Source organism: Nocardioides sp. (assembly GCF_041913365.1).
Taxonomy (GTDB): domain Bacteria; phylum Actinomycetota; class Actinomycetes; order Propionibacteriales; family Nocardioidaceae; genus Nocardioides.
On the sequence record NZ_JAYSFM010000005.1, the window covers coordinates 191,191 to 201,764 of the forward strand.

The 10,574-nt window shown below is 71.7% G+C and carries 11 protein-coding genes; 6 read left to right on the forward strand and 5 right to left on the reverse strand.

Features of this window, described 5'->3' with window-relative positions; translation table 11 throughout:
- The 3 genes from ACE3QY_RS13770 to ACE3QY_RS13780 all read right to left on the reverse strand — a co-directional run bounded on the left by ACE3QY_RS13770 (nucleotide 1) and on the right by ACE3QY_RS13780 (nucleotide 4,067).
- Nucleotides 1-1,239: a CpaE family protein gene (locus tag ACE3QY_RS13770; protein WP_374456589.1), complete on the reverse strand. Its 1,239-nt coding sequence runs from the start codon at nucleotides 1,237-1,239 to the stop codon at nucleotides 1-3.
- 2 nt (nucleotides 1,240-1,241) lie between these two features.
- Nucleotides 1,242-1,988: a Flp pilus assembly protein CpaB gene (gene cpaB, locus ACE3QY_RS13775; protein ID WP_374456590.1), complete on the reverse strand. Its 747-nt coding sequence runs from the start codon at nucleotides 1,986-1,988 to the stop codon at nucleotides 1,242-1,244.
- Nucleotides 1,989-2,270: 282 nt separating this feature from the next.
- Nucleotides 2,271-4,067: a long-chain fatty acid--CoA ligase gene (locus ACE3QY_RS13780; protein ID WP_374456591.1), complete on the reverse strand. Its 1,797-nt coding sequence runs from the start codon at nucleotides 4,065-4,067 to the stop codon at nucleotides 2,271-2,273.
- A 103-nt stretch (nucleotides 4,068-4,170) separates the two neighbouring features.
- Between ACE3QY_RS13780 and ACE3QY_RS13785 the strand changes: the two genes are divergently transcribed.
- The 4 genes from ACE3QY_RS13785 to ACE3QY_RS13800 are packed head-to-tail and all read left to right on the forward strand — an operon-like array spanning nucleotide 4,171 to nucleotide 7,199.
- Nucleotides 4,171-4,608 carry an SRPBCC family protein gene (locus ACE3QY_RS13785; RefSeq protein WP_374456592.1) on the forward strand — a complete coding sequence of 146 codons (438 nt, stop codon included), beginning with the start codon at nucleotides 4,171-4,173 and terminating at the stop codon, nucleotides 4,606-4,608.
- A gap of 14 nt (nucleotides 4,609-4,622) precedes the next feature.
- Nucleotides 4,623-5,846, forward strand: coding sequence for an ArsA family ATPase (locus ACE3QY_RS13790; protein WP_374456593.1), 1,224 nt, complete (start codon nucleotides 4,623-4,625; stop codon nucleotides 5,844-5,846).
- Nucleotides 5,843-6,241 carry a hypothetical protein gene (locus tag ACE3QY_RS13795; RefSeq protein WP_374456594.1) on the forward strand — a complete coding sequence of 133 codons (399 nt, stop codon included), beginning with the start codon at nucleotides 5,843-5,845 and terminating at the stop codon, nucleotides 6,239-6,241. Before ACE3QY_RS13790 ends, ACE3QY_RS13795 begins: the two co-directional genes overlap by 4 nt.
- 7 nt (nucleotides 6,242-6,248) lie before the next feature.
- Nucleotides 6,249-7,199 (forward strand): ROK family protein, encoded by a 951-nt coding sequence (locus tag ACE3QY_RS13800; protein WP_374456595.1) that lies wholly within the window; start codon nucleotides 6,249-6,251, stop codon nucleotides 7,197-7,199.
- Here ACE3QY_RS13800 and ACE3QY_RS13805 read toward each other — a convergent pair.
- Nucleotides 7,184-8,422: a TIGR00300 family protein gene (locus tag ACE3QY_RS13805; protein WP_374456596.1), complete on the reverse strand. Its 1,239-nt coding sequence runs from the start codon at nucleotides 8,420-8,422 to the stop codon at nucleotides 7,184-7,186. The two genes, ACE3QY_RS13800 and ACE3QY_RS13805, sit on opposite strands and share 16 nt — an antisense overlap.
- A 26-nt stretch (nucleotides 8,423-8,448) precedes the next feature.
- A complete protein-coding gene (locus ACE3QY_RS13810; protein WP_374456597.1) occupies nucleotides 8,449-8,931 on the reverse strand; it encodes a hypothetical protein in 483 nt (160 codons plus the stop codon).
- Nucleotides 8,932-8,978: 47 nt separating this feature from the next.
- Here ACE3QY_RS13810 and ACE3QY_RS13815 point away from each other — a divergent pair, with 47 nt between their 5' ends.
- Both ACE3QY_RS13815 and ACE3QY_RS13820 read left to right on the forward strand, forming a co-directional pair.
- On the forward strand, nucleotides 8,979-9,788 hold the full coding sequence (locus ACE3QY_RS13815; RefSeq protein ID WP_374456598.1) for an alpha/beta hydrolase: 810 nt from the start codon (nucleotides 8,979-8,981) through the stop codon (nucleotides 9,786-9,788).
- 10 nt (nucleotides 9,789-9,798) lie between these two features.
- Nucleotides 9,799-10,572, forward strand: coding sequence for a lysophospholipid acyltransferase family protein (locus ACE3QY_RS13820; RefSeq protein WP_374456599.1), 774 nt, complete (start codon nucleotides 9,799-9,801; stop codon nucleotides 10,570-10,572).
- The last annotated feature ends 2 nt before the right edge of the window (nucleotides 10,573-10,574 follow it).

Sequence of the window (10,574 nt, forward strand, 5' to 3'; positions counted from 1 at the left end):
TCAGCCCTTCCTCATGCGGAGACGGCCGGCCTTGCGACCGGCGGGAGCGACCGCGGGGTCCTCGGCGTGCGCCTTGGCCAGGGTGGTCGCGAAGGTGGTGAGTGCCTTGCTGTTGGCGTTGGCGGGGAAGGCGCTGACCAGCGCCTCGCCGCGGTTGACCGCTGCCAGGACCTCGCGGCTGGACACGAGGGTCGCGTCGGCCTTCAGTCCCAGCGTGGACTCGAACTCCGGCTGGGTGAGCCCGACCTTGGCGTCGGCCCGGTTGAGGACGAAGCTCCAGGAGTCGCGCGGGAAGTTGAGCAGGTCGAGGGTGCTGGTCGCCAGCTTCACGCCCTTGAGCGCCGGGATGTCCAGCGTGCCGACCAGGATGATGGTGGCCGAGCGGTCGAGCGCGGCCAGCGCCTGGTCGTCGAACACGCCGGAGGTGTCGACGACGATGAACTCGAACATCGCCTTGAGGCCGTCGAGCAGGCGGCCGATCTCCTCGGCCGACGCCTGGTCGGGGGAGTCGAGGGTGACCGGGGCGGCGATGACGGACATCGTGTCGGAGTGCTTGGTCAGCAGCGACTCGATGGCGCCCTCGTCGATCTCGCCGCGGAAGCTGACCAGGTCGTTGACGTTCCGGGTGGGCGAGAGCTGGAGCATGATCGCCACGTCGCCGCTGTTGACGTCGAGGTCGACCAGGCACACGCGGTGGCCGCGCTGCGACAGCGCGACGGCCGTGTTGACCGCGACGAGGCTCTTGCCGACGCCGCCCTTGGTGGAGAAGACCGTGAAGAGCTTGCCCTGCGGGGCCTCCTCGGCGGCGCGCTGGGCCTCCGCCTCGGCGACCAGGCGTGCCTTGGCCTCCTCGGCGGCCGCCTGGACCTCGCCCATCATGGTCTGGCCGATGGCGCTGGCGACCGAGCGGGCACGCTGGACGGCGGTGGTGATGCCGGCCAGGTCCTTGCTCTGCACGACCTCACGCATGCCGCTGCGCAGGGCGAGCGACAGCGTGCCGGCGTCCACGGTGTCACGCAGCAGGATGACACCGAGGTCGGGGCGGTTGACCCGCGCCCACTGGGCGAAGGAGGCTGCCTCGTCCGTCGTGATGCTGGGACCGATCACCACGGCGAACTCGGCGGGCTGGGACTGGATGTGCTCCGAGAGTGCCTCGGCGCTGGGCAGGCCGGTCGATCCGTGCAGCATCGCCTGCAGGACCGCGCGGTTGGCGGCGTCGGGCTCGAGAATGGCAGTCATGGTCAGCTCACGGCGGCGGCGGGGAGACCGGGCAGGACGATCGGGGCGTCGACACCCTTCTGGTCGACCACCTTGGTCTTGTCGCTGAGGAGGGCGAAGTTCAGGTCACCGAAGCGGTCGGCCCAGATGAGCTTCTCGCTCTCCTTCTGCGTCAGCGCCAGCGTCAGGATGGTCTTCGGGACCTCCTCGATCGTCTGCGCACCGGACTCGTCGGTGGTGGTCCGCGACGTGGTGGTCGTGGTGCCGACACCGATGACGGTGACGCGGGTCAGGAGGACCCGGGTGTACGACTTCGGGTCGCTGACCGTGACGAACACGGCGACCTCGGAGCCCGGGTTGACGAAGCCGGCCACGCGCTCGGGGTCGGTCAGCTCGACGGACATGGCGAGCATGTCGTCGGGGATGACCAGCGTCTCGGCGTCGCCGACGTTGCCGAACTTGTCCGCGATCAGCTGCTCGCCCGGGTAGATGTTGCCGGTGGCCACCAGGCCGGTGACGCTGGTGGAGGAGGAGAGGGCGCCCGGGACGAGGTCGTCGCGGCGGATCTCCTTCTTCTCGAACTTGCCGGCCTCTTCCGCGGCCGAGACGGCCTCGCCGGCGTTGACGATGTCCTTGGCCACCAGGACCTCGACCAGCTCCTGGCCCTCGGTGGCCCGGTTGTCGATGCCCTGGACGTACATGACGATCAGCAGGGTGCCGACGAGGGCCGTGACGATGGCCAGGGCGAGGAGTACGGAACGACGCGCCATCAGGCATTCCTTCGGTGTCAGGGATCCACGAGCGTGGATCGCTCAGCAACGTGCCGGGAAGGTCAACCGACCGTTGATGGTGCTGTGCCACCGTCTTCAGTCCACGAAGGGCCCCGACGTCCTCTCGTGCATCGATGAACATAGGGGCGCGCAAGCGCTGTCGGGGGCTAAGCCTGACAAACCACCCGAAGGTGGCCCTCGGGTAGTCCGATGTGACTAGTCCGTCGTAGTCATGGTCTAGCCCGCGGGCGGGGAGTCCCCCGGAGAACCCGGGGGAGAGCCTCAGGAGAGGTAGAGCGCCTCGATCTCGGAGCGGGCCTCGCGCACCACGACGTTGCGCTTGAGCTTGAGGCTGGGGGTCAGCTGACCGCCCTCCTCGCTCCACTCGCCGGGCAGGATCGTGAACTTGCGGATCGACTCGGCCTTGGAGACGGCCTTGTTGGCGTCGTCCACCGCTTCCTGGACGGCGGCGACGAGGTCGGGGTCGTCGACCAGGTCGGCGACCTCTCCGGTCTTGCCGTGCTGCTCCGCCCAGGCCGGGAAGGTCTCGCGGTCGATGGTGACGAGGGCGCCGATGAAGGGCTGGCCGTCGCCGACGACCAGGCACTGGTCGACCAGGGCGTGCGCGCGCAGCCGGTCCTCGAGGACGGCGGGTGCGACGTTCTTGCCCCCGGCGGTCACCAGGATCTCCTTCTTGCGTCCGGTGATCCGGACGAAGCCCTCCTCGTCGACCTCGCCGACGTCGCCGGTGTGGAACCAGCCCTCGCGCCCGAGTGCCTCCTCGGTCGCGGCCTCGTTGCCCCAGTAGCCGACGAAGACCTGGCCGCCCTTGAAGAGCAGCTCGCCGTCGTCCGCGACGCGCACGCTGGTGCCGGGCAGCGGACGCCCCACGGTCCCGATCTTCGTGGCGTCGGGCAGGTTGGCCGAGAGCGCGGCCGTGGTCTCGGTGAGCCCGTAGCCCTCGAGCACGACCAGGCCGATGCCACGGTAGAAGTGGCCGAGCCGGTCCCCGAGCGGCGCGCCGCCGGAGATGGCGTACGTGCAGTGGCCGCCGAGGGCCTGGCGGAGCTTGCCGTACACGAGCCGGTCGAACAGGGCGTGCTGGGCGCGCAGGCGCACCGGCACCTTCTTCGCGTCGAGCGCGCGGGAGTAGGCGATCGCCACGTCGGCGGCACGGTCGAAGATCTTGCCGCGGCCGTCCGCGGTGGCCCGCTGGGAGGCGGTGTTGAAGACCTTCTCGAAGACGCGGGGCACCGCGAGGATGAAGGTCGGCTGGAACTCGCCCAGGTCGGCGACGAGGTTCTTGATGTCGGCGCTGTGGCCCATCCGGGCGCGGCTCTTCACGCAGCCGACCTGGATGATGCGGGCGAAGACGTGGGCCAGCGGCAGGAAGAGGAGCGTGGAGGCGCCCGGCTTGTCGAACAGCTCGTGCAGCTCGTCGACCGCGACCCCGAGCTCGAACATGAAGTTGCCGTGGGTGAGCATGCAGCCCTTGGGCTTGCCGGTCGTGCCGCTGGTGTAGATCAGCGTGGCGAGGTCGAGCGGCGTGGCCGTCGTACGCCGCTGCTCCAGGACCTCGTCGGAGATGTCCGAGCCGAGGCGGTCGAGCACGTCGACGGCGTTGTCCTGGATGGACCAGACGTGCTGGAGCTCGGCGAGGTCGCCGGACTGGCGGGCCTCGCGCACGCGCGCGAGGTGGTCGGGGCCCTCGGCCACGACGGCGCGCGCTCCGGAGTCGGCGAGGATCCAGCCGATCTGCTCGGCGGAGGAGGTCTCGTAGATCGGCACCGTGACCGCGCCGGCGAACCAGATGGCGTAGTCGAACAGCGTCCACTCGTAGCGGGTCTTGGAGAGCAGGGCGACCCGGTCGCCGGCCTCGACGCCGGCGGCGATCAGCCCCTTGGCGACCGCGCGGACCTCGTCTTGGAACTGGGCGGCGGTGACGTCGACCCAGCCGTCATCCGTGCGGCGGCTGAAGACCGCGGTGTCGCCGGCCTCGCGTGCGTTGGTGACCACGTCGTCGGTGAGGTTCCCGGTCGTGGGGATGACGGTGGAGAGGGGCGTGGCGAACTCACGCACGGTGGAACCTCCTGGGAAGTGGTCAGTGCGTGCGCAGGTTACTCCGCGCGTCGGGCCCGAACACGCCCGGTGTCGGCGGTCGAGGGTGGGCTAGGCTCCGGCCATGGCCGAACAGACCTCATCGTCGATCGTCGTCGACGCCCCGCCGGCCGACGTCATGGCCGTCATCGCCGACTTCGAGTCCTACCCCGAGTGGGCCAAGGGTGTGCAGACCGCCGAGGTCACCGCCCCGGGGACCGGCGACCGGGCCGAGCAGGTCTACTTCGCCCTTGACGTCTCGCCCATCAAGGACCAGTACACCCTGGCCTACGACTGGGACGGCGACCGCGAGGTCACCTGGACCCTCGTGGAGGGCAACATGCTGAAGGCGCTCGACGGCGCGTACACCCTCGAGGACCTCGGCAACGGCAGCACCGAGGTCACCTACCGGCTGGCGCTCGACGTGAGCATCCCGCTCATCGGCATGCTCAAGCGCAAGGGCGAGAAGATCCTCATCGACACCGCGCTGAAGGGCCTCAAGAAGCGCGTCGAGTCGCTCTGACGCCCGGGTCCGGGATGCGGATCCTCCTCTTCACCGGCAAGGGCGGTGTCGGCAAGTCCACGCTCGCCGCCGCCACGGCGTGCGCCAGCGCTGCTGCCGGTCGGCGGACCCTGGTCCTCTCGACGGACGCGGCGCACTCGCTCGCCGACGCCCTCGACGTGCCGCCGAGCGCGGAGCCCCGCGAGGTGGCGGAGAACCTCTGGCTCCAGCACGTCGACGCGCAGGAGCGCTTCGAGCGCTCGTGGCGCGACATCCAGGGCTACCTGCTCAGCGTGCTCGACGTGGCAGGTGTGGACCCGGTCGCGGCGGAGGAGCTGACGGTCATCCCGGGCGCGGAGGAGGTGCTGGCCCTGCTCGAGGTCCGGGCGCAGGCGCGCTCGGGGGAGTGGGACGTGCTGGTGGTCGACTGCGCGCCCACGGCCGAGACGCTGCGGCTCCTCGCCCTGCCCGAGGCGCTCGGGTGGTACATGACGCGCGTGCTCCCCGTCGAGCGACGGGTGGTCAGGGCGCTCAAGCCGGTGCTGACCCGCGCGGCGGGTGTCCCCATGCCGGAGGACTCGGTGTTCGACGCGATCGAGCGGCTGCACGCCGAGCTCGACGACGTGCGAGCCGTGCTGACCGGGCCGGAGACTTCCGTCCGCCTCGTGCTGACGCCGGAGTCGGTGGTGCTCGCCGAGGCACGGCGGGCCTACACGTTCCTCACCCTCTTCGGCTACACCGTCGACAGCGCGGTCGTGAACCGCGTCTTCCCCGAGGGTGGCGCCGACGCGTGGCGCGCGACGTGGGTGGAGGCGCAGCGCCGGGTCCTCGCCGACGCCGCCGACTCCTTCGCCGGCCTCGACCTGCGCCACTCGGTCTACCGCGACGCCGAGCCGGTCGGGCGCGAGGAGCTGCTCGACCTCGCCCGCACGGTGTACGACGGCAGCGACCCGCTGGCCGCCGGTGAGGGCCGGGCCGGGCTGCGGGTGCGCTCGGTGCCCAGCGGCCGCGTCCTGTCGTTCCCGCTGCCCCTCGCCGTCCAGGACGAGGTGCGTCTCGCGCGCAAGGGCGACGAGCTCGTCGTGTCGGTCGCGTCGTATCGTCGTCTCCTGACGCTGCCCTCCGGGCTGGCGCGGCACCGCGTGTCGGGCGCCCGCGTGCGCGAGGGAGAGCTGCAGGTCAGGTTCACCGAGCCGACCTCCGATCCCGGACCCACCCCCGGCCCGACCCCCGGCCCGACCCCACAGGAGAGCACGTGAGCGACGCGGGTGACGCCCACGCCCCGGGCCACGAGGTCGGCTCGCTGGCCGACGAGGCCGCGAAGCTGTTCGGCGCGCTGGCGGGGTGGGCGCGCGACCAGGCGGGCGACGCCTCCGAGGGTCTCTCGGACCTGGCCGCCCACGCTGCCGCGTCGGCCCACGACCTCAACGAGCACCTCGCCACCGGCTCCACCGAGTGCACCGTGTGCCCGATCTGCCGCACGGTGCACGCCGTGCGGCACCTGAGTCCCGAGGTCCGCACGCACCTGACGGCCGCGGCCGCCTCGCTCGCGCAGGCGGTGGCTGCGGTGATGGCCTCGCCGGTTCCGCGAGCGGAGGACCAGGGCGGGGTGGAGCACATCGACCTCGCCGACGACTGGCCCGAGGACGAGTGAGCCGGCCGTGACCGGCGTCGTGGTCGGCGTCGACATCGGCGGCACCAAGGTCCTGGCCGGCGTGGTCGAGCCGGACGGCACGGTCTCCCGGACGGCACTGCGCACCACGCCGGGCCGGCGGGTGGTGACCAGCCACGTCGAGGACGCGCTCGTCGAGGCGGTCCTCGAGGCGGCCGACGGCCGACCGCTGGAGGCGGTCGGCGTGGCCGCGGCCGGCTTCGTCGACTCGGCGGGGGAGCGGGTCAGGTTCGCGCCGCACCTCCCGTGGCAGGACGAGCCGCTGCGCGACCTGCTGGAGGCCCGCCTCGGCTGCCGGGTCGCGCTCGACAACGACGCCAACTGCGCCGCGCGGGCCGAGGCGCACCACGGCGCGGCCCGCGGCGCGTCCTCGGCCCTGATGATCACCATGGGCACCGGCATCGGTGGCGCGGTGCTCCTCGACGGCGTCGTGCTGCGAGGAGCCAACGGCATGGCCGGGGAGTTCGGGCACATGCAGGTGGTGCCGGACGGCCGGGCCTGCGAGTGCGGCCGCAGCGGGTGCTGGGAGCAGTACTCCTCCGGGAACGCCCTCGTCCGCACCGCGCGTGCCCTGATGGCCGAGCAGCCCTCGGTGCTCCAGGAGATGAGCGACGGCAACCTCGACCGGGTCACGGGGCCGATGGTCACCGCGGCCGCCGAGCAGGGCGACCTGGTCGCCCGCCGCGCCTTCGCCTCCGTGGGGGACTGGCTCGGGGTGGGCACCGCCAACCTCGTCGCCGCGCTCGACCCGGCGCTCGTCGTGGTCGGCGGCGGCGTGTCAGCGGCGGGAGACCGGCTGCTCGAACCGGCGCGGGCGGCCCTGCAGCGCACGCTCGTCGGCGCTGCCCACCGGATCGTGCCCGACCTCGTCGCCGGCCGGCTCGGGCCCGGCTCCGGGATGGTCGGTGCCGCCCTGCTGGCCGGTCAGCCCCGGCGGTAGTCCGGCACCAGCTCGAGCGCCAGCTGCTCGAGGAAGAGGCCGACGTCGGTCACGATGCCGCGGCCCCGGTTGGAGCCGCGGTCGGCCAGCTTGGTCACGGTGGACGGGTTGATGTCGACGCACACGAGCGGCACCGTCGCCGGCAGGATGTTGCCGGTCGCCACGGAGTGCAGCTGGGTCGCCATCATCAGGCAGTAGCCGACGTCGGCGATCTCGGCCCGCATCGCGCGCTGGCCCTCGATCACGTCGGTGTGGACGTCGGGGAGCGGGCCGTCGTCCCGCACGGAGCCGACGAGCACGTAGTGCTTCCGGTGCGTGACGAGCGCGTGCATGATCCCGCTGGTCACCACCCCGTCGGCGACCGCCTGGGCGATCGAGCCGGCCTTGCGGACGGTGTTGAGGGCGCGGACGTGGTGCTCGTGGCCGTGCTCGACACCCTGGGTGACGGACAGGTCGACACCGAGGCTGGTGCCGTAGAGGGACGACTCGATGTCGTGGGTCGCCAGCGCGTTGCCCGCGAAGAGGGTGTCGACGAACCCGGCGCCGATCAGCGCGACCAGGGCCGGCACCGCGCCGGTGTGCACGACGCCCGGACCGGCGACCCACAGCAGCTTCCTGCCCTCGGCGCGGGTGCGTCGCATCTCGTCGGCGACCTGGCGCACCAGCACGGCCTGCGGCTTGTCGTACGGCGTGTCGCCGACGAGCTGGCCGTAGGTGTCCGAGCCGCTGTCGGGGTCGGGCACGGAGACCTGGATCCCGGCAGCGCCGATGACGATCCGCATCCCGACCTGCACGTCCGACATGGGCACGGTGCGCACCCGCAGGCCTGCGGGTGACTCCAGGACGACGAGACCGCAGTCCATCTCGGGGTTCTCGACGTCGTACCAGGCGCCGTCGATGCGGATGCGCGTCTCGAGGTTGGTCGTGGAGTAGAAGCCGTCGGGCAGCACCCCGTCGCGCTCGGCCACGCCGACGACCGCCTCGCCGGGGTCGATCTGGTTGACCCCGCGGGTCTGCAGCCGCATCAGCAGCCGCTGGAGGGACTCCTCGTCCTCGGCCTCGACGGTGATGCGGGCGCTGCTGGGGTCGTTGGCCTCGTGGCCCACGTCGAACTGCTCGATGACGTAGTCACCGCCGTAGTCGCGGATGTCGTCGAGGATCCGCGACAGGATGCCGCTGTCCATCAGGTGGCCGGTGACCTCGACCGTCTCGCTCGATCCCACTGCACGACCCTATCCAGAGCTGCTGGTCAGATGCGGGAGCCGTCGTCCCACGGGTCGCGGGGCGAGCGCGGCATCTCGCGCACGAGGTAGAGGAAGCCGCCGACGAACCAGGCCACCAGCGCCCAGCCGACGAGGCCCGGCAGGCCGAAGGAGAAGAGGCCGACCACCAGGGCCAGCACGGGGGCGACGAAGAGGCCCGCCCAGGCGAGCCCGCGCTGCCACGTCCGGGGGCGGGGGAACGGCGGCGCCGCCGGTGGCTGGAAGCGGTCGACGGCGGGGAGCTCGTCGCGGTCCTCCGGCTCGTCGTCGGGGTGTTCGTCGGGGTGCTCGTCGGGGTGCTCGTCGTACGTCGTCGGGGTGCTGCCGACCGCGGCCTCACCCGCGCCGCGCCCGCTGTCCTCACCGGCGCGGCCGGGCGTCTCGTCGGGCAGCACCGGGCGCTCGCCGTAGTTCTCCACGATCTCGCGCCACGCCAGCTCGGTGCGGCCCTCGTCGCCTGGAGTCGTCACGCGATCACGGTACCCGCGGCGCGGTTGCATGCGGCAGACTGACCGCCGTGAAGATCCCCTTCCGCGGCGCCGCGGCCGCGCCCATGGACCCCGCCCTCGTCGCCCCCATGTCCACGGCGGCGAAGCCGGAGCTCACCGACGGCCGTCGCGTTGGCGTGCTCGTCCAGCACGGGTTCACCGGCAGCTGCGCGTCGATGCGGCCGTGGGCCGAGGACCTCGCCGCCCGCGGCTACGCCGTGGAGATGCCGCTGCTGCCGGGTCACGGCACGCGCTGGCAGGACATGAATCGGGTCACCTGGTCGGACTGGGTGGCCACCGTCGAGGGTGCCTTCGACAAGCTCGCGGCCGAGAACGACGCGGTCGTGGCCGTCGGCCTGTCCATGGGAGGTGCGCTCTCGCTGCGCCTCGCCGCGGACCGGGGCGAGCAGCTGGCGGGCGTCGTCATCGTCAACGTGGCCATCGACACGCTGCGCAAGGACGCCGTGCTGCTGCCGGTGCTCAAGCGGTTCGTACCGGCCTTCCCGGGCATCCGCAACGACATCAAGAAGCCGGGCATGGACGAGATCGCCTACCCCGTCATGCCGCTGAAGGCGGCCTACGAGATGTCGGTCGGCTGGGCGCAGCTGCGTCACGACCTGCCGAAGATCACCATCCCGGTGCTGTCCTTCCGCTCCAAGGACGACCACGTCGCCGACATCTCGAGCTCGCGTGCGCTCCACGCCGGTCTGTCGTCGAAGGACTTCGAGGAGCGCGTGCTGGAGGACAGCTACCACGTGGCCACGCTCGACCACGACGCCCCGCGCATCTTCGCGGAGTCGGCGGAGTTCATCGACCGGGTCACCCGAGAGCAGGGATAGGCTCGGCGGCGTGCTCTATTGGTTCCTGAAGTGGATCGCCCTCGGGCCCGTGCTGCGACTCGTCTTCCGGCCCAAGGCCTACGGCGTGGACCACGTGCCGGAGGAGGGTCCCGCGATCCTGGCGAGCAACCACCTGTCGTACGCCGACTGGCTGTTCATGCCGCTGACGCTCACCCGGCGGGTCACCTTCGTCGCCAAGGCCGAGTACTTCACCACCCCGGGCATCAAGGGCTGGTTCCAGAAGAAGTTCTTCACCGGTGCCGGCCAGGTGCCGATCGACCGCTCGGGCGCCAACGCCGCCGAGGGCGCGATGAAGTCGGCGATGAAGATCCTCGCCGAGGGTGACCTGTTCGGCATCTACCCCGAGGGCACCCGCTCCCACGACGGCCGCCTCTACCGCGGCAAGACCGGCGTCGCCCGGCTGGCGCTGGAGACCGGCGCCCCGGTGATCCCGTGCGCGGTGGTCGGCACCGACGTGGTGGCCCCGACGGGCAAGGTCTACGGCACCTGGACCCGCCCGGTGGTGCGCTTCGGCAAGCCGCTCGACTTCTCCCGCTACGCCGGCATGGAGAACGACCGCTACATCCTGCGCTCGATCACCGACGAGATCATGTACGAGATCATGCGCCTCTCCGGCCAGGAGTACGTCGACCTCTACGCCAGCAAGGCCAAGGAGCTCGACAAGGAGGCCCGGGACGAGGCCAAGGAGAAGGCCAGGCAGGCCGCCGCCGAGCAGGCGGCCCGGGAGAAGGCCGGCGACGGGCCGGAGCAGAAGGCGTCCTGAGC